Source organism: Vreelandella lutescens (assembly GCF_014640815.1).
Classification (GTDB): domain Bacteria; phylum Pseudomonadota; class Gammaproteobacteria; order Pseudomonadales; family Halomonadaceae; genus Vreelandella; species Vreelandella lutescens.
Map to the genome: position 1 here is coordinate 468281 of NZ_BMHM01000001.1, position 19004 is coordinate 487284.

19 protein-coding genes are annotated in these 19004 nt (G+C 56.1%); 11 read left to right on the forward strand and 8 right to left on the reverse strand.

All coding sequences use genetic code 11. The annotated features are described in order from the left end of the window. Window positions 1-17 precede the first annotated feature (17 nt). Window positions 18-1028, reverse strand: a complete 1011-nt coding sequence (locus IEW65_RS02145) for a J domain-containing protein (protein ID WP_188637868.1) — start codon at window positions 1026-1028, stop codon at window positions 18-20. Window positions 1029-1139: 111 nt separating this feature from the next. Here IEW65_RS02145 and IEW65_RS02150 point away from each other — a divergent pair, with 111 nt between their 5' ends. The 6 genes from IEW65_RS02150 to IEW65_RS02175 all read left to right on the forward strand — a co-directional run bounded on the left by IEW65_RS02150 (window position 1140) and on the right by IEW65_RS02175 (window position 7805). Continuing rightward, window positions 1140-2570: a hypothetical protein gene (locus IEW65_RS02150; protein ID WP_188637869.1), complete on the forward strand. Its 1431-nt coding sequence runs from the start codon at window positions 1140-1142 to the stop codon at window positions 2568-2570. 112 nt (window positions 2571-2682) lie between these two features. Next, on the forward strand, window positions 2683-3384 hold the full coding sequence (locus IEW65_RS02155) for a CBS domain-containing protein (protein ID WP_188637870.1): 702 nt from the start codon (window positions 2683-2685) through the stop codon (window positions 3382-3384). 200 nt (window positions 3385-3584) lie between these two features. After that, window positions 3585-4364, forward strand: a complete 780-nt coding sequence (locus IEW65_RS02160) for a ThuA domain-containing protein (protein ID WP_188637871.1) — start codon at window positions 3585-3587, stop codon at window positions 4362-4364. Next, window positions 4361-5410 (forward strand): Gfo/Idh/MocA family protein, encoded by a 1050-nt coding sequence (locus IEW65_RS02165; protein WP_188637872.1) that lies wholly within the window; start codon window positions 4361-4363, stop codon window positions 5408-5410. The genes IEW65_RS02160 and IEW65_RS02165 overlap by 4 nt, the downstream gene beginning before the upstream one ends. 64 nt (window positions 5411-5474) lie before the next feature. After that, window positions 5475-6737 carry an ABC transporter substrate-binding protein gene (locus IEW65_RS02170; RefSeq protein WP_188637873.1) on the forward strand — a complete coding sequence of 421 codons (1263 nt, stop codon included), beginning with the start codon at window positions 5475-5477 and terminating at the stop codon, window positions 6735-6737. Between the two features lie 84 nt (window positions 6738-6821). Further along, window positions 6822-7805 (forward strand): LacI family DNA-binding transcriptional regulator, encoded by a 984-nt coding sequence (locus tag IEW65_RS02175; protein ID WP_188637874.1) that lies wholly within the window; start codon window positions 6822-6824, stop codon window positions 7803-7805. Window positions 7806-7997: 192 nt separating this feature from the next. Here the strand turns inward: IEW65_RS02175 and IEW65_RS02180 are convergent, their stop codons facing one another. Together IEW65_RS02180 and IEW65_RS02185 are read right to left on the reverse strand one after the other, a co-directional pair. After that, a complete protein-coding gene (locus tag IEW65_RS02180) occupies window positions 7998-8312 on the reverse strand; it encodes an AzlD family protein (protein ID WP_188637875.1) in 315 nt (104 codons plus the stop codon). After that, window positions 8309-8971: an AzlC family ABC transporter permease gene (locus tag IEW65_RS02185; RefSeq protein WP_229755450.1), complete on the reverse strand. Its 663-nt coding sequence runs from the start codon at window positions 8969-8971 to the stop codon at window positions 8309-8311. The genes IEW65_RS02180 and IEW65_RS02185 overlap by 4 nt, the downstream gene beginning before the upstream one ends. Window positions 8972-9206: 235 nt before the next feature. On the opposite strand from IEW65_RS02185, the gene IEW65_RS02190 reads away from it, so the two are divergent. From IEW65_RS02190 to IEW65_RS02210, 5 genes are read left to right on the forward strand one after another with little or no spacing between them, the layout of a single operon-like run. Further along, window positions 9207-10343 carry a C4-dicarboxylate TRAP transporter substrate-binding protein gene (locus tag IEW65_RS02190; RefSeq protein WP_188637877.1) on the forward strand — a complete coding sequence of 379 codons (1137 nt, stop codon included), beginning with the start codon at window positions 9207-9209 and terminating at the stop codon, window positions 10341-10343. Window positions 10344-10378: 35 nt separating this feature from the next. Then, window positions 10379-11029: a TetR/AcrR family transcriptional regulator gene (locus tag IEW65_RS02195; RefSeq protein WP_229755451.1), complete on the forward strand. Its 651-nt coding sequence runs from the start codon at window positions 10379-10381 to the stop codon at window positions 11027-11029. Beyond that, on the forward strand, window positions 11026-11526 hold the full coding sequence (locus IEW65_RS02200; RefSeq protein WP_188637878.1) for a TRAP transporter small permease: 501 nt from the start codon (window positions 11026-11028) through the stop codon (window positions 11524-11526). Before IEW65_RS02195 ends, IEW65_RS02200 begins: the two co-directional genes overlap by 4 nt. A gap of 10 nt (window positions 11527-11536) precedes the next feature. Then, complete coding sequence (locus tag IEW65_RS02205; protein WP_188637879.1) at window positions 11537-12844, forward strand: TRAP transporter large permease; 1308 nt, start codon at window positions 11537-11539, stop codon at window positions 12842-12844. Window positions 12845-12869: 25 nt separating this feature from the next. Further along, window positions 12870-14096 carry a metal-dependent hydrolase family protein gene (locus IEW65_RS02210; RefSeq protein WP_188637880.1) on the forward strand — a complete coding sequence of 409 codons (1227 nt, stop codon included), beginning with the start codon at window positions 12870-12872 and terminating at the stop codon, window positions 14094-14096. A gap of 160 nt (window positions 14097-14256) precedes the next feature. Here the strand turns inward: IEW65_RS02210 and cdd are convergent, their stop codons facing one another. From cdd to deoC, 5 genes are all read right to left on the reverse strand, one after another. Beyond that, the gene (gene cdd, locus IEW65_RS02215; RefSeq protein ID WP_044629006.1) at window positions 14257-14664 is read right to left on the reverse strand and encodes a cytidine deaminase; all 408 of its coding nucleotides are present in this window, start codon (window positions 14662-14664) and stop codon (window positions 14257-14259) included. A 37-nt stretch (window positions 14665-14701) separates the two neighbouring features. Beyond that, complete coding sequence (gene deoD, locus IEW65_RS02220; protein ID WP_188637881.1) at window positions 14702-15427, reverse strand: purine-nucleoside phosphorylase; 726 nt, start codon at window positions 15425-15427, stop codon at window positions 14702-14704. 91 nt (window positions 15428-15518) lie between these two features. Further along, complete coding sequence (locus IEW65_RS02225) at window positions 15519-16763, reverse strand: phosphopentomutase (RefSeq protein WP_188637882.1); 1245 nt, start codon at window positions 16761-16763, stop codon at window positions 15519-15521. Beyond that, the gene (deoA, locus tag IEW65_RS02230) at window positions 16763-18115 is read right to left on the reverse strand and encodes a thymidine phosphorylase (RefSeq protein WP_188637883.1); all 1353 of its coding nucleotides are present in this window, start codon (window positions 18113-18115) and stop codon (window positions 16763-16765) included. Before deoA ends, IEW65_RS02225 begins: the two co-directional genes overlap by 1 nt. Beyond that, on the reverse strand, window positions 18116-18922 hold the full coding sequence (deoC, locus tag IEW65_RS02235) for a deoxyribose-phosphate aldolase (protein ID WP_188637884.1): 807 nt from the start codon (window positions 18920-18922) through the stop codon (window positions 18116-18118). Window positions 18923-19004 lie beyond the last annotated feature (82 nt).

Here is a 19004-nt window from a genome sequence, read left to right on the forward strand (position 1 = left end):
CCCCCAAGCGGTCACGGTTAATAGGTTTGCATCAGGTAATCATAAGCATTTTTGATGCGCTGAAAGCGTGCCGACGCCAGCGCTACCTGATGCTCACTTTCGGAGTAAAAGCGGTCTGGGTGATGTAGCTGGGCCATGCGTCGATAGGCCTTGCGAACGTCGGTTTTGCTGGCACCCGGCGTCAGCCCAAGCACCGCCAAAGCTCGGGTAGTGCGGTCAGGCGGTGGTGGGCTGCTAGTGCGGCGATAGTGGTGCTGTCTTGCCTCTTCCTGGCGGGCCTGCTCTTGACGCTGACGCTCCCGGCGCGCCTGTTCCTGACGTGCTTGTTCTGCCCTGGCTTTCTCTGCTCTGGCCTGCTCGGCGCTAGCCTGTTCAGCCCGCGCTTTCGCATGACGCTCGTGCTCTTTTTGCTGCTGTTTTTCCTGCTGCTTCTGTTTCTTTTCCTGCTGTTTATCCGCTTTGGCACGCTGTTGCTGTTCTGCCCGAGCGCGCGTCGCTTTTTCCCGCTCGGCGGCCTCGGCGGCTTCCTTTGCCTTTTGGGCGTAGTGGCCGGGGTCGTGGGCTTGCCAGTAAGCGTCGCGACTAGGGTCTTCCGGCGGGCGCAGGGGTTTACCTGTCAGTTCCTGAAACAGCGTCCCTAAGGTCGCGGGCGTCACATTTAACAAATCGGCAAGAAAACGCAGAATGTAATGATTAGCCAGCGAAATAGCGCCATCGTCGGTGGCCACGGTAATCGCTTGATGCATCACACTCAGGCTACGCTCGTGAGAACACTCTTTGCGCACCACTTCAGCGGCGAGCTGAATAGCGTGAAGATCCTGGCTATGGGCAATGCTCATCACTGGCCCCAGCTCATGCCCGTGGCGAAACTGCGCCGTCACCTGGGCCAACCGGCGTCGCCGCTGGCCTTCCGAGACGTGCTGTCGATGCACCAGTACCCAGCCCAGCAGTAGCAGTGTGGCCGTATCCACTTGGCTGCGGCTTTTGAGCAGCAGCAGCTCAAAGGGTGAAAAACGGGCGATGGACATTCCCTAGCTCCAAGGCGAAGAAGTAGACCGTAGCCTCTGCATGGCAGATCACTATGGCGAATTAACTATGGTATATCATCGTGTTTGGCAATGAAGTAGGAGATTCGTGAGGTGATCAACGTTGAGCGTAAAAATAGTTTTCAGCTGCGTCTGTCGCGGCGGCTAAAAGAAGAAACTTCCCATACGCTTGATGTGTATCTTTTTGTGCCCAAAGAGCTTGGGCTAAGCACGCATGTCATCTCCGAAGATGCATTTTATCATGGCGCGATTAGCGTCTCGCGCACCTACTACAGCGATGAGTACCACTTGCCGCTGGTGCATAGTCGGTTGGTGAGCCGCAACCAGTTGGGCAGCGACTCTTACCGGTTAAGTCTCAGTCTCTACGCCTATCAATATGTCGGTGCCTTAGAGCGCACCACCCAGGCCATGCTCTCTGATGCGCGTAAATTGCGCCGCGAACCAGGCGATGATGACCCCGCCTGGGAGGAGAAAGCCGCCGCGCTGCGCGAACAGATGGGGGAAATGAGCGACTTAAGCGAGGGGATCTTAAAACGCCTGCGGCGCAACCCGCCTAGCGACGAACGGCTCTATAAGTACTTTGCCAATATCGACAATTATCTCTCCTGGTTTACCGAACAGCAGCTATTGGCGCTGGTGGCACATATGCCCCGAGGCGGGCCATTTAGCGATATTAAACGGCGATTTATCACCCTTTGCCAACGGGAAGGGGAGTACCGTCAGGCCCAGGAGTACAACGCAGAACGAGTAAGGGAAGACCCCACTCGAATGTCGAATAAAATGCGCCTGCTGCGACGGCTGATTGAGTATCCAATCACCCTTAAGCAGCGCGCCTTAGAGCTGGGTAGCGGCGAACAGAAAGCCGTCAAAGCCTTAGCTACCGCAGTAGTGATGGCGTTTGTCTCGTTAGGCGTGCTGCACTTACGTAATGTAGTGGGGGATATCACGGCGCTGTTTGTACTGGCTATGGCGCTGTTATACGCCATGCGTGAAGTCTTTAAAGATGACCTTCGCAACACCCTGTGGCGCTGGCTGCGTCGCGGCCGCCCTAAGTGGCGGCGTCAATACATTGACCCCACTCGTAATGCCCTGGTGGGGCGGCAGCTTGAGTGGTTCGACTATAAACGCTACTCCGCGCTGGATGACGATATTCAGCAAATGCGGCGGCGCACCGTGGCCCAGCGTGACGAGGTAGTGATGCATTACCGCTCCAGCTCACGGATGTCGCCCACGCGCTTTCTCAGCGGCTACGAACACACCCGCGAAACGCTGCATATCGACCTCTCCATGCTGACGCGCTTAATGAGCAAAGAAAAACACCATATCTACCGCTTAAAAGAGGGGCAGGCGGTGCGTGAAAGCGTTGAGCGTCGCCACTTGTTCAATCTCGTGGTGCGTGAAACTGGCAGTGAAGACACGCCTTATCTGGCCCGCTGGAAAGTGGTGGTGAGCCGCTCAGGCATTGTCGATGTCGAGAAAGTATCGGAAGACAGTACGCCATCCAGTGGCAATAACCTGCGCTAGATCAACCAAACGACACTCATCTAAACCGCTGATAGCGCATCCTTAGGCGGCACACTAGTGTTAAAGAGAGTATGCACACTCTTTTCCACGCACTTGTTGCCAGGAGGTAGCCGTGCAAGCCATCGATATCATGACGTCCAAAGTGATTAGCGTCAGTCTAGACGCAGATGTGCGCGATATAGCGCAGCAACTGCTGGCTCACCGTATCAGTGCGGTGCCCGTAGTGGATGCCGACGGTAAGGTTGTCGGTATCGTTAGCGAAGGGGATCTTATGCGACGCATCACCGATACCTCTTCCGCGGCATCGTCTCATGGGGGAGCTTGGTGGCTATCGCTATTCGCAGGCGGTAAAGACGCAGGGGAGTACGTGAAGGCTAAGGGCAAAAAAGCCCGTGACGTCATGACCCCTGACCCATTGACCATTGAAGAAAATATGCCGCTACATGACATTGCGCGGCTTTTGGAAAAACACCGCATCAAGCGCGTCCCGGTGGTTCGCGAAGGCAAGCTGGTGGGCATTGTCAGCCGTGCCAATTTGCTACAAGGGATTGCCAATGCACCGGTCACGCCAGCGCCGTCGTCAATAGATGATCGCCAAGTTCGCGATACCATACTCAATGAGGTGGATGCGCAAACAGGCGTACACACAGGCAGCATCAGCATCACCGTGAACAACGGTCATGTGGAAGTATGGGGGCTCGTGGAGTCGCAGGCGCAAAAGCAGGCCGTGACCGTTGCTGCCGAGAACACCCCCGGTGTCCATTCCGTGGCGAATCATTTAGGCATCATGCCACGCGGTGCCGCCTATTTTTAAGCGGCCTCTCTAACGCCGCTCAGCCAACAACCCGCTGATGATATCAGCGGGTTTTTTTATTTCTAATGACAAACAACGGCTTCTATTTAACGACTAAAGTCCAATAAGTAAACGTTTACTATTGCTACGTAAACGTTTACTTTTCTCTCAAGCGCTAACCGGGCGGTTAGTAATGTTATCTACCTACTAGCGAGAGAGCGATGACACTCCGAGTTACCGTATGGGGCGAAAACGTCCACGAGCAAACCAACGAGGTGGTAGCACGCATTTACCCCACCGGCATGCACCAGTGCATCGCCGATGGCTTAAATGAAGCACAAGCACTCTCTGCCACTGCCGTCACGCTGCAAGACCCCGAGCAGGGGCTTAGCGAAGAGACGCTGGAAAATACCGACGTGCTGCTGTGGTGGGGCCATGCTGCCCATGGCGATGTACTAGAAGAGACCGTTGATCGCGTGCAAAAGCGCGTGCTGCAGGGCATGGGTTTGATCGTGCTGCACTCCGGCCACTACTCCAAAATCTTCAAACGGCTAATGGGCACCACCTGCTCGCTGAAATGGCGAGAAGCCGGTGAGCGTGAGCGCCTTTGGGTCGTGAATCCTGGCCACCCTATCGTGCAAGGGCTCGGCGATTACATCGAACTGCCCCACACCGAAATGTACGGCGAGCCCTTTGCGGTGCCCAACCCGGATGAGGTGATCTTTATTAGCGCCTTTGAAGGCGGCGAAGTGTTCCGTTCCGGCCTGACCTACAAACGCGGCAACGGCAAGATTTTCTACTTCCGCCCCGGCCATGAAACCTACCCGATCTACTACGACGAACAGGTAAAGCAAGTGCTCAAAAATGCCGTTGTTTGGGCGCAGCCAGAAGGCTCACGTTGGATCGATAGCTGCCCCAACGTGCCCGCCGACCAAGCGCCCAATCCGGTGGAGATCAAAGGCGAAAGCCTGCATAAACCCGGCGAGGAGGGCTTCAAATGATCCGTTTAGCGATTATTGGCGCGGGCAGCATGGCGGGCGAGCACGCTAAGCACTACGGCCGCATCGAAGGCGTTGAAGTGGTCGCCGTTTGCGACCGAGATTTCCCCAAAGCCCAAGCGTTTGCTGAGCGCCACGGCATTGCCGATGTGTATCAAGATCTGGACGCTATGCTCGCCCGCGACGATATCCACGCGGTAAGCAACGTTACCCCGGATGGCGTGCACAAGGTCACATCGCTGGCCGCCATTGCCGCAGGTAAACACATCCTGTGCGAAAAGCCCCTGGCCACCAACGCCGAGGATGCCCATGAGATGGCCGCCGCCGCCCAGGCCGCTAACGTCATCAACATGGTCAACTTGAGCTACCGGGACGCCCCTGCCATTCAGCACGCCCGTGCGCTTGTCACCGGCGGCGCGATTGGTACCGTGCGCCACGTGGACGCCAGCTACCGCCAAAGCTGGCTGGTCAGCAACGCCTGGGGCCGCTGGGACGAAGAGAGCCAGTGGCTATGGCGGCTCTCGGAAGCCCACGGCAGTAAAGGGGTGCTGGGTGATGTGGGCGTGCATATCGTCGACTTCGCCAGCTTCCCGGTGGGCGATATCACCCGCGTCAACTGCGAGCTCACCTGCTTCGATAAAGCGCCGGATAACCGCATTGGCGACTACGTGCTGGATGCTAACGACACCGCGCTGATGCGCGTGCGCTTTGCTAACGGTGCCATGGGAACGATTCAGGCGACCCGCTGGGCCACCGGCCACCATAACTCGCTAACGCTGAGCGTTCACGGTGATAAAGGCGCGATCCGTGTAGATCTGGATGCCTCCAAAGATGACGTACAGGTATGCCTGAACGATGACGTGCATCCTGCCCGCTGGACCACCGTTAAAGCGCCGCCCACGCCCAGTATTTATCAGCGCTTTATCGAAAGTATCCGCACGGGCGAGAACGACCAGCCTGACTTTGCCCGCGGTGCGGCCATTCAAACCGTGCTAGACGCCTGCTTTGTTTCCAGCCTGGAGGACCGCAGCCTGGCGATTGCCAGCTAACAAGCACGTTTCATTACGCATCTTCTAGACGCAAGACACCCAATAACAAGATGAGGACTCCACGATGCGCTACTCGCTGAGAACACCGCTGCTAATCATGACCCTGCTGCCCACAGCGCTGCCTGCCATGGCCGCCGAGATCACCGTTGCCTGCGGCGACGGTGGGGCGGCAGATTTCTGCCCTGAACTCTCCCAGCGCTGGGCCGAGGCCAACGGTCATCAGGTTAATATTGTCACCACGCCTGCTTCACCCACTGAAAAGCTCTCGCTTTATCAACAGCTGTTGGGCAGCCAATCCCAAGATGTTGATGTGCTAATGGTGGATATCGTCTGGCCGGGCCTGCTGGCAGAGCACTTGGTGGATTTGAACGACTACCTGCCACAGGGCGCAGCGGAAGGGTTTATTCCCTCGCTGATGGAGAACAATACCGTGCAAGGCAAGCTGGTCGCGCTGCCCTGGTTTACCGATGCCGGATTGCTCTACTACCGCCACGACCTGCTTGAGCAGTACGACGCTGACGTGCCGCAGACCTGGCAAGCGCTCACCGACACTGCCCGGCGCATTCAAAACGCCGAACGGGAAGCGGGCAACGAGCGCATGCATGGTTTCGTCTTCCAAGGGCGCGCCTACGAAGGGCTGACCACCAACGCGCTGGAGTGGGTGGCGAGCTACGGCGGCGGTACCTTTGTGGATGCCGAGGGGCAGGTCACGGTGAACAATCCCCAGGCGGTGGAAGCCCTAGCGCTAGCGGCTTCTTGGGTGGGTGATATTAGCCCGGAAGGCGTGCGTAACTACATGGAAGAGGAAGCGCGCGGCGTATTCCAGGCGGGCAACGCAGTGTTTATGCGCAACTGGCCCTACGTGTGGTCGCTGGGGCAAGCGGACGGCACGCCGATCCAGAACAAGTTCAGCGTAGCGCCGCTGCCCAGCGGGCCAGAAGGGCAGTCGGTGGCAACGCTAGGCGGTTGGAACTGGGCGGTGTCCCGCTACTCGGATGAGCCGCAGGCGGCCGCTGACTTGGTGGCGTACCTCACCGCTGAAGCTCAGCAAAAAGCCCACGCCATTGAGTTTGGCCGTAACCCCACGCGCCCAGCGCTCTATGAAGATGAAGACGTGCTGGCTGCGCAGCCGTTTATCGGCGAGCTGTATGAGACGGTGATGAACGGCGTGCCGCGCCCGGCCAGCATTACCGGCGATGCCTACCCGCGAGTCTCCAACGCAATCTTTAACCGCGTGCACGATACGCTGTCCGGCAGTATCACGCCGGAGCAGGCGGTACAGCAGTTGGATAGCGAATTGGCGCGACTGGGACGGCGTGGCTGGTAGCGCTGATTGCTCGGCAGGCGGTGCATTCAGCGATTTTCGGCCCCGCTTTTTGTACAATCAGGGCCCGACTGGCTGAGGCATGGCATGAAACAGAACAAACCGAGCGCGCAAACCGCCACCATTCGTGAAATCGCCCGGCGCGCCGAGGTCTCGATTGCCTCGGTAAGCCGGGCGTTGAACGGCAAGCCGGGGATCAGCGACGCGCTGCGCGACAAAATTCTCACCATCAGCCGCGAAGTGGCCTACCAGCCCAGCGCGGCGGCGCGGCAGCTCATCAGTGGCAAAGCCGCCGTGGTGGGCATTTCATTGGGGCGGCAGGATATCGAACTGCGCCCTTACTATATTCTGCTCTACCAGCACTTAACCGTAGCGCTGCACCAGCAGGGCATGGTGCCGATCTTCTTTCACCACGACCAAACCCTGGATCTGCCCGAACGGGCGGGCGCGGCGATCTTGTTAGGGGAAACGGGGGAAGACGAGCGCCCAGGCGTACTGCGCGCGGCGGGCATACCGTTTGTGCGCATTGGCAACGCGGGGAAGGGGTTTTCGGTGGCTCCGGATGATGTCTCCGGGCTATACCAAATCACTCAGCACCTGATCGAACAAGGGCGAACGCGGATTGCCTTCGTGGGCGGGGAGTTAGACGTGCCGCGCCCCCACAGCCGCCTTTCCGGTTACCAGCAAGCGATAGCCGAGGCAGCGCTTAGCGAGCAGCTGCTCAGCTTGCCCCATCGGTTTACGTCCGACTCCCTGACCAGCTACCGCCACCTTAACCGTATTCTCAACCATGACGACCCACTACCGTTCGATGCGCTGGTCTGCGCTACCGACGAGTTGGCGCTCGGCTGTGTCGCCGCGCTGGAAGATCGTGGTATCCGCGTACCCGAAGAAGTGGCCGTTACCGGTTTTGATGACCTGCCCACCTTGGCCACGGGCTTAACCACGGTGCGCCAGGATATTGCGGCGATTGCCGCGATGAGTGTCGAGCTATTAAGCGAAGCGCTGGCGGGAAAAGCGCCCCGGCACGTGTCGCTGCCGGTGGCGCTGGTGCTGCGCGCGAGTGGTTAGTGGCTACTCGTGTCAGGTCGGAAATGAATGTTGATGGCTGTGCCTAATCTGTGAAATGGTTACGGCACGCTAAAAAATAATATTGTTATTATTGCATCATAGAATTATAAGCTGAGATTCTAAAAATGTCTTTTTTTCAATTATCTGTGAATCTTTTTTAAGGTTTGATAGCATCATCATTAACAAGGTGCTTTATATTGTAAACAACCAACGCCACCCAGCAGCGCAGAACATACCCAGTGCAATTGAAACCAGCGGGCTTCTCAGTATGATTGCCACTGTTCCAGCGGCAATAGCTGCAATACGCACGCCACCGTCACCATGCACTATGATCGGCGTAATAACGGCAATCAGCACTGAACTAGACATTGCATCAATGAATCTACGAACCCGTGGGCCTAGAGGCACGCGCGCCATTATGAGTAGCCCCAGTACTCTGGAGCCGTAAGCAATGACTACCATTAATATTATGGCTATCAGCGACTGCCATACGGGCGAAAAATTCATACGGTGCTCTTCCCGAACCAGCGTTCAGGTAACAATACCGCTACCATGCCACCGATGATGGCACCCACCATCACATGCAGGTAAGGTGGCAACCACCAGTACGCCATTAATGCACTCGCCGCTGCAGCCAGCCAGGGTAGAGCCATTGCTGCTCTGGGGTTGCCACCGACAACAATCATAAGCAGAAAGCACAGCATAATTACATCAAGGCCAAAGCGTTCAGGTTGGGCAATGCCTCCACCAAAGGCTAGCCCTATTGCGGTGCCTGCGACCCAGGCTCCCCATAGCGCTATCCCTCCGCCTAGCAGAATGCCCAGGTTTCGCTCACCACGCTGATACTCTTTCAGTGCCATCGCCCAGTTGGAGTCGGTCAGCAGGATCACCATGGCGAATTGTTGGCTTCTAGGTAACGACTGGAGCCAGGGGTAGAGCGCCGCGCTCATCAGCATATGCCGAGTATGGATCGCGAGGGTGACCGCCGCCAAAGCAAGTAGTGGTAAAGGCGGATGCCACATCTCTAGGGCGGCAAACTGCGATGGCGCCGCGAATACAAACAGGCTCATTAACATCGCTTCCCAACCGGCTAGTCCTTGGTGCACTGCTGCAACGCCAAACGCTAACCCAAAAGCGATCGTAAAAACTGCCAAAGGCAGCATCATCCGAATTCCTCGCCAGGTGCCCGCTGTATCAAGTCGTGTGGGATTTTCCTTTACTTTCATTACTTAATCGTTCTCCTCAAAATTGGCTATGTTAAAAACAAACAGACCTGCTTGTTTTTTTATTATTTGAAGTCTAGATTGAATTATGTACACGCGCCACATCAGGTGACGTGTCAAAAATACCAAGCAAGAAAATAGAAAAAAAACAGCCGATTAAATCGGCCTGGGAAACTATATGAAATTCACTCGTAATACGCTGACACTTGCCGTTGCGGCTCTAGCCTTCCCTGTCGTTGCTTCTTCGGCTCATGCTGCAACCTCCTTTATTGCCAATTCTTTTTACGACCAACAGCACCCCCACTCCCTTTACGGGTATATCGAGTGGGCTGAAATGGTTAAAGAACTATCGAATGGTGAGTTACAACCTGAAGTCTATACCGGCACCGTATTGTTAGCACCCCGCGCTAACCTGCAGGGCATCCAAGATAATATTGTGCAGGTTGCTCACCATGCCGCTATTTATACGCCTTCTGAAATGCCGGTAGCAAATGCCGTGCAGGAGCTAGGCTTTAATTATGACGACCCGCTGGTTGGTATTCTCGCGGTGACAGACTTCAGCCTTAACAATCCAACCCAGCTAGCCGAGTGGGAAGAGCTGAATATAGTTTACCTGGGTGCTTACAACACACCTTCCTATGTACTGTTCTGCCGCGAACCAGTCCGCAATTTAGAAGAGCTTCGAGGTAAGCGTATCCGTACCGCAGGATCTACTGTTTCTGCATGGGTCGAGCAGGCTGGAGGAACGCCAGTTAATGTACCTTCCAGTGAGATGTACAGTGGCCTTGATCGTGGCTCACTGGACTGCGCATCTAACGCTGCTAATGACTTGATTGATCGGTCTCTGTGGGAGGTTGCAGAACATACGACGCTTTTGCCGACAGGTATGTATTGGTCTGGCCCTCAGTGGGGTTTTAACTCTGGATTTTGGGCTAGCCTAAGCGATGAAGAGCGCGATGTCTTCAAAGAAGCGACTGCTAAAGCAATGACACGCATGATTGTTCAATACTTAGGTGCTTCTGAAGCTGCTTTAGACGAAGCTGCTGCCAACGGCAATAACATATACGAGCCTGCAGACGATCTGATGGCTTCCGTGGAGGCTTTTCGCAATGAAGCCTTGACCAATGTTTACGATAAGGCGCGTGATGAGTATGGCGTTGAAGACCCAGAAGCACTAATTGATGATTTCATAGCGACCTACGAAAAGTGGCAAGCATTAGTCAGCGAAGTTGATCGTGAAGACGAACAAGCCTTGGCCGAACTGGCAATGGAAGAAATCTTCAATAAGCTTCCTACTGACTATGGAATTTATTAACGCCGTATCCTCTTGGCCGCTTCAATGAGGCGGCCATGGCCAATCAAGGGTTCTCTATGACGAAGCGACAAAACCAAGAAGAGCGTTCACGCCAAACGCAGGCACGTGTCACGCAAGCGACGATTGAATGCATTCTTGCGAAAGGTATTCGTGCCACATCAACGGTGGATGTTGCTCGTCAGGCTGGGGTTTCCCGTGGCGCTTTAGTTCACCACTATCCCTCAAAGACATTGTTGATGCAGGCGGCGTTAGAGGACTTGCTGAGTCGCGAAGTCGAAAGCGTAAGAGAGATGGCCGTAAAGGTTAAAGCGGGTGAGCTAAACTTCGATAGTCTGCTTGAAGCACTGCATGAGCACTTCAAGGGTGACCTATATATGGTGACGCTAGAATACCTCACTAATGCTCGAACCGACCCTGACATAATGAAAGTGTTGGTTCCGTTGGCTGCCAATTTCAATGACTCTTTGGAGCAGATATGGGAGCAGTTGGTTGCCAGTGCCAATCATACGTCACATCAGAATCGTATCGCTCTGAATGCCACTTTGTGCATGATGCGAGGTATGGGGGCGCAAAGTATCTGGCGCGATGACCCTGAACTCTACCGCGATATGTTGCTGTTCTGGAAAGAGACGTTATTGGAGTTGGGGTTTTCTGCCTCAGATGCAAAGAGGAGTGAGCTCGAATGATGGCCAAATATTTTGAGTTGATGAGCCAGTGGGTTGCTAAAAGTGCCATGGTAGTTGCGACACTTTTTCTGATTCTAATGGCGCTTCATGTCTCATTAGACGTTGGGCTGCGATACCTATTTGGAAAGTCATTTACCGGCACTCTGGAGTTTGTCTCTTTCTACTACATGGTCGCTGTTGTCTTTTTGCCGCTGGCCTATGTCGAACTCCAGCAAGAGCACATTAGCGTAGATGTGCTAGTAGGAAGATTCCCGCCTGTTGTTCAGCTAACGCTGTATCTGTTTGCCTGCTCGCTAGGACTGCTCTACTTCGGCATGCTCTGCTACCAGGGTTATCTTGATGCGGTACGCGCCACGGTTCGAATGGAAACTGCCATGGCCAATTTTAAATTCTACCTATGGCCCAGTCGCTGGGCGTTACCGGTTGGCTTTGCTGCAATGTGCCTTGCCATCCTCGCCAACATGATTAAGGCGCTGCAACAACGCCAAGCCCTGTAGGAGTTTCCTAATGAGTAATATCGAGATAGGTGTGGCAGGTATTGCCATCGCCTTGGCCCTTATCGCCTTGCGCGTGCCAATTGGCGTTGCACTGGGTTTAGTGTCGATCATCGGCATTGGCGAAATGACCAGCATGCGCGTTGCTTGGGGGATGATTTCTGCCACTCCCTTTGACTTTGCGGGTACGTGGGAACTGACGGCTGCGCCTATGTTTCTATTCATGGGTTATTTGTGTACCAGCACGAATATGACCCAAGGCCTGTTCCATGCCATGCGCCTTTACTTGGCGCGCTTGCCCGGTGGGCTGGCTGTTTCCAGTGTCATGGCTTCTGCCTTCTTCGCTGCAGCTTCGGGGTCTAGCGTGGCTACTTCGGCGGCTATGTCGCGTATCGCCGTCCCTGAAATGCTCAAGCATAACTACGATAAGGGGTTGGCAACTGGAACCGTCGCCGCATCGGGCACCCTCGGCTCGTTGATTCCTCCCAGCGTACTGCTGGTGCTGTATGGCGTTTACGCTCAGGTGTCGGTAGGTCAGCTGTTTATGGCGGGATTTATTCCGGGAGTGGTTTCGGCGCTTCTTTACATAGTCATGATTATGGTGAGGGTAAAGCTAAATCCAAGCCTCGCGGGTAATATTGATGTTCGATCTAGCTGGGACGAGAAATGGGATGCCTTTAAGCATATCTGGCCATTGCCATTGCTAATCGGCTCCGTTCTTGGCGGTATTTTTCTCGGTGTTTTTTCGCCTACAGAAGCGGGTGCCGTGGGCACCACTATCGCTGCACTGATCGCTTTTGCTCGGCGCACGCTAACCTTTGCTGCCATTCAGGAAGCGTTGATTCGTACGGCAGTCAGTACTGCGAGCATCTTTATTATCCTGATTGGGTCACTGTTTTTTACTCGTTTTCTCGCCATGAGCGGTGTGCCTGCTGCATTTTCTGAGTTGATTCTCGGTGTTAGCACTGAGACGTGGTGGATCATTCTCGCGGTAGCACTAATTTATCTAGTGTTAGGAATGTTCATCGATTCTATTGGCTTATTGCTACTGACGCTGCCGTTGATTCTGCCATTAGTGCATGGCGCTGACCTCAATCTGATCTGGTTCGGCATCATTGTCGTCAAGCTACTTGAAGTGGGGTTAGTCACTCCGCCGATTGGGCTCAATGTGTATGTCATCAAAGGGGCATTGGGTAATAGCGTGACTCTGGCTGAAGTCTTTAAGGGTGTTAGCTGGTTCATCGTGATGGACATTGTTGCCCTGCTGTTGATTGTGCTGATTCCAGCGCTTTCGCTCTATCTCCCCCAAAAAATGTTTTAACGCCAATATCTCACAAGGATTAACCATGACAACAACTCGTTTTATTAACGCCAACGTTATCGATACTCGCAACGGAAAAGTGCTTGCCAATCAACAGGTGCGTATTCAGGATGGCCGCATCGCTGAGGTGAGTGATTCTCCATTAGAAGGTAACGATGACCAAGTCATCGATATCCAGGGCCACTTTCTGATGCCTGGATTAGTTGACTCCCACGTCCACGTTACTGCTATCACACCAAATTTTGCACTGCTTGAGACGCTCTCCCCATTTTATGTGGGTGCCAAATCAAGCGAGCTGATGGAAGCCATGTTGATGCGTGGTTTCACCACCGTACGTGACGCTGGCGGTGCTGATTACGGACTTGCCAAAGCGGTCGATGAAGGTGCTTTGGTCGGGCCGCGCATTATGTACGCTGGGAATGCCCTCTCTCAGACGGGGGGGCACGCCGATATGCGTGGCCCTGGGCAACAAACCTTTGAGGGCTGCTTCTGCTGCGCTGGATTAGGTCGCGTTTGTGATGGTGTTAGCGAAGTACGCCGTGCTGCACGCGATGAGATCAGGAAGGGGGCTACCCAGATCAAGATTATGGCGTCGGGTGGCGTTTCGTCACCCACTGACCGTATCGACAGTACCCAGTTCTCGCTTGAAGAAATTGACGCTATTGTGGAAGAAGCAACAGCCGCCAATATTCATACCATGGCACATGCCTATACCGCGCGCGCTATCAACCGACTAATTCCACGAGGCGTCAAGACTATTGAGCACGGCAATTTAATGGACGAGGAGAGCTGTCGACTATTCCTTGAGTATGACGCTTATCTTACTCCTACTCTGTGTACCTACGACGCCTTAGCTAAAGAAGGCGTTGAGGCAGGCATGGCAGAGCATCTACAGCGTAAGGTTTATGACGTACTTGATGCTGGCGGTAAAGCTTTGGAAATGGCTCAGCGCTATGGCGTGAAGATGCTATATGGCTCTGATCTGCTTGGCCGGATGCAGCGTCATCAGCTTAATGAATTTAATTTACGTAAAGATGTTGTTCCAGCGGATGAGTTGGTTCGTGCAGCAACCAGCCATGCTGCTGATGCTTACGGCCACACCGGTGACTTCGGAGAAATCATTCCAGGGGCGAGAGGAGATGTCATAGTGCTCAAGGATAACCCTCTTGAAGATATTACTGTGCTTACGGATCCAGATTCTCAGCTTTTATTCATTATGAAAGATGGAGCTGTCTATAAAAATCAGCTTTAGTAGGGGAGATGTTAAAAAGATTAGTTTATTGAGAAAGAGGTTATTGCTTTGAAAAGGGAAGCCACGATAGCTTACTCTGTGCTTTAATTTTGATATCAAAATATATTAGCACCAACAAAACGGGCAAATAATTGCCCGTTTTGTTACAAGTGCTTGTGCATCACCGTCCCGGCAGTTGCTCCGGCCCAAAAGCGTCGGGCAGCAGGCTGTCCATGGTATAGGTTTTTAGCACCTCACCCTGCTTGGAGAGCACCATGATTTGCGTGCTGGGGGTGGCGAACTCGCGGATGCGCTGGCGGCAGTCGCCGCAGGGCGTGCAGAGGTGCTCGCCCGGGCCCATGACGTATACCTTGGCAAGCTCGCGCTGGCCTGCGGTAATCATGGCAGAGATGGCCGAGGCTTCGGCGCATAACCCTTTGTAGTGGGCCACTTCTACGTTGCTACCCGCAAACTGCTGACCGTCTGGGCACTCCATCACCGCCGCCACGGGGTGGTTGGAGTAGGGCGCGTAGGCGTTGCCCAGGGTGGTTAACAGCGTATCTACCAGTGCCTGATCCGCTTGGCTCATGGCGTTATCCTCTCAGTGGGCGCTTGATTCCAAGCGGTTAAGCGTTGGCAGCGTCGTCGCGCAGGACGGTGTCGAGCGCAATCACCATCATGTCGTTGAAGGTGGTTTGACGGTCGGCGCTGGAGAGCGAGTCGCCTTTCAGAATGTGGTCAGACACGGTGCAGATAGTCAGCGCGCGGGCACCGAACTCGGCGGCTACGCCGTACAGGCCAGCGGCTTCCATCTCAACGCCCACAATGCCGTAGCGCTTCATCAGCTCGGCCATGTCGGTTTGCGGGTTGTAGAACAGGTCCGCTGAGAAAATGTTGCCCACTTTCACGGCGACGCTCTGCGCTTTGGCGGCGGCGACGGCGTGGCTTGCCAGTTCAAAATCGGCAATGGCAGCGAAGTCGTGGTCGTTAAAGCGCATGCGGTTCACTTTGGAATCGGTGCAGGCACCCAGTCCAATCACTACGTCGCGCACGTTGACATCGTCACGTACCGCGCCGCAGGAGCCCACGCGAATGATCGACTTGACGCCGTAATCGGTAATCAGCTCTTTGGCGTAAATGGACACGGAAGGGATGCCCATGCCGTGGCCCATTACGGAAATCTCGCGGCCTTTATAGGTGCCGGTGTAGCCGAACATGCTGCGCACGTCGTTTACTTGGCGCACGTTCTCCAGGTACGTATCAGCGATGTACTTGGCGCGCAGCGGGTCGCCGGGCATCAGTACGGTATCAGCGAAATCGCCCTTCTCGGCATTGATATGTGGGGTAGCCATGGAACACTCCTTTCTAAAATGATTGGCCTGAATAACCCAGTCAGTGGCATTCAGGCCGTGCACATCAGCGTGCTAATTAGGTTGTTAGCCTTTACGCCGCGTTAGGTAAAAAGCTCTCGCCATCGGCCATGGCGTCCACGGCAAAGAACGCCGCGAGGGTTTGGCCAATGTCGGCGAAGGTGCCGCGCTCGCCCAGCGGGCCGGGGGCGAAACCTGCACCGCGTACCATGATCGGCACGTATTCGCGGGTGTGCTCGGTGCCTTCCCAGCTAGGGTCGCAGCCGTGGTCGGCGGTGAGCAGCAGCAGGTCGTCGTCGTTAAGCGCAGCCAGCAGCTCCGGCAGGCGAGCGTCGAAGTGCTCCAGCGCAGCGGCGTAGCCCGGCACATCCCGGCGGTGGCCGTAGACCGAATCGAAATCCACGAAGTTGGTCATGATCATGGTCGGACGATCACTGGTCTCTTTAGCTGTGCGCGCGACTTCCGCCAGGGTGGCTTCCATGAGCGCGTCGTGGCCGCTGGCTTTGACCTTGTGGGTAATGCCGCAGTGGGCGTAGATGTCGGCGATCTTGCCAATCGACACCACTTCACCACCGGCGGCGGCGAGCTTTTGCAGCACGGTGGGGCTGGGCGGCTCAACGCTGTAGTCGCGGCGATTGCCGGTGCGGGCAAAGCTTTCGCGGTCGTCGCCGATAAACGGGCGGGCGATCACGCGGCCAATGTTGTACGGCTCCAGCAGCTCGCGCACGGTTTCACACAGTGCGTAGAGGCGCTCTAAGCCAAAGTGCTCTTCGTGGGCCGCAATCTGGAACACGGAGTCCGCGGAGGTATACACAATCGGCTTGCCGGTGGCGATATGCTCTTCGCCCAGGCGGGCAATAATCTCGGTGCCTGAAGCGTGGCAGTTGCCAATCACGCCCGTTAAATCCGCTTCCTGAACGATGGCATCCAGCAGCTCCAGGGGGAAGCTGTCGGTTTTATCGAGAAAGTAGCCCCAGTCAAAGCGCACCGGCACTCCAGCAATTTCCCAGTGGCCGGAAGGGGTGTCTTTACCGCTGGAAATCTCTTTCGCGTGCGCATAAGCGCCCGTCAGCTGTTCGGGCAAATTAACGCCTTCCGCCACGCTGCCGGTGGCATCCCGGTGGGCGTGAAACAGGCCGAGTGCGGCCATGTTGGGCAGCGTCAACGGGCCGGAACGCTCGGTGGTATCCGCCTCGCCACGGGCGCAGGCGGCGGCGATGTGGCCTAGGGTGTCGGCACCCTGGTCGCCAAAGGTCGCGGCATCGGGCGCGCTACCAATACCAAAAGAGTCGAGCACTAAGACAATCGCACGGGGCATTAGGCTTCTCCTCGGAAGGTCTCTTGCAGCAGTGTGTCGGCGGTGGCTTCAGCGTCACCGATGGTGACCGCCGCACGTAGCTGGGCGGCGGCGCGGGCGGCGGCCTCTTCGGTGCGGGCGTGAACGATGGCTAGCGGGCGCTGGCTATCCACACGGTCGCCGATTTCGACGATCTCGCTAAAACCGACGCTGTGATCGACGCTGGCGTCGTTACGCAGGCGGCCGCCGCCCAGTTCTACAACACTCATGCCCACGGCGCGGGTATCGAAGCGCTGTACGATACCGCTCTGTTCGGGGTACACCGCTTGAATTACCGGGGCAGTGGCCAGGTAACTGTCCGAGCGCTCCATAAAGTCGGCGGGGCCGCCCAGTTCGCGCACCATGCGAGCGAAGACTTCCGCCGCCGCGCCAGAGGTGAGCGCTTTGTCCAGCTTGGTGAGGGCTTCTTCGCGGTTAGCCACCAGCTTGCCCGCAATCAGCATCTCAACGGCGAGTTCGCGAGTGACCTGCATCACGCGGCTGTTGGCACGCTCGCCGCGCAGCAGCGCCAGGGTTTCGACGATCTCTACCGCGTTACCGGCACAGGGGGCCAGCGGCTGGCTCATATCGGTGAGCAGCGCAGTGGTGGGCGTGCCCGCTTGGGTGGCAACGTTGGCGATACTTTTCGCCAGCTCGCGGGATTTTTCCGGGGTGGGCATGAACGCGCCGCTGCCGACTTTAACGTCCATCACCAGGGCATCCAGGCCAGAGGCCAGCTTCTTGCCCAAAATAGACGCGGTGATCAGCGGAATGGATTCCACGGTGGCGGTCACGTCGCGCACGCCGTAGATGCGTTTGTCCGCCGGAGCGAGGTTGCCGGTTTGGCCGATAATCGCCACGCCGGTGGATTTCACCACGTCGCTGAAGCGCTCGGGCGCGGGGTAGGGGTCGTAGCCGGGGATCGACTCCAGCTTATCCAGCGTGCCGCCGGTGTGGCCCAGGCCACGGCCAGAAATCATCGGTACAAACGCGCCGCAGGCAGCGACCCACGGGCCTAACACCAGCGATACCAAGTCACCTACGCCGCCGGTAGAGTGTTTATCCACAATGGGGCCGGGCAAATTGAGCGAATCCCACTGCATCACGTGGCCGGAGTCCCGGGTGGCGGTGGTCAGCGCGACGACTTCTTCGCGGCTCATGCCGTTTAAAAACACCGACATGGTGAAGGCGCCAATCTGCGCGTCGCTGATGCGGTCGTCAGCAATGCCTTGTACGAAGGCTTTGATCTCTTCAGCGGGCAGCGGCTGGCCGTCGCGCTTCAGGCGAATCAGTTCTTGGGGGAGCAGGGCGTGGTGAGAAGCGTTAGACGGCATTTAGTAGCCTCCATTCGTCACGGCATCAGCATTGCCGTTTAGCGTGTTCAATAAGTTATTCAGCAGGCTGGATGCACCAAACCGGAAGTGTTCAGGCGTGACCCACTGAGGACCCATAATGTCAGCGGCAAGCGCAAGGTACTCGGCGGCGTCTTCGGCGCTGCGTACGCCACCCGCGGCTTTAAAGCCAACGTCTTTGCCGCTGGCTTTAATCGCCTTGAGCATAATCTCGGCGGCTGCCAGGGTAGCGTTCACCGGCACTTTGCCAGTTGAGGTCTTGATAAAGTCCGCACCACCTTCTATGGCCAGCTCGCTAGCGCGTTGGATAAGCGCAGGCTCTTTGAGTTCGCCAGATTCGATGATGACTTTTAGCTGCGCCTGGCCACCGCAGGCGGCTTTACACATTTCAACCAGCTCGCGGCCGGTCTCTTCATCGCCTGCCATCAGCGCGCGGTAGGGGAACACCACGTCGACTTCATGGGCGCCAGACGCCACGGCTTCACGGGTTTCACGGGCGGCACCCATAATGTCGTCGCCGCCGTGGGGGAAGTTGGTCACGGTAGCGATTTTGACCTGACCATCCAGCTTGTGGGCGCTCAGCGCACGGGCAGCAGTGACAATAAACTGCGGATAAACGCAGACCGCCGCCGGGTTTCCGAAAGGCGTTTTCACCTGTTGGCACAGCGACTCAATCACGCTGTCGGTGTCGCTGTCGTTCAGGCTGGTCAAATCCATGAGGGCCAGCGCGTGACGAGCGGCTTGGATCAGTTGGGCTTGAGTGAGCTGGGGGGAGGCAGTCGCGTTCATGAATTTCTCGCAAATCAATAAAAGACAAAACGGGCACTGCGTGAAAACAGCAGCGCCCGTTGCAGAGTGTCGTGCTCGCTGC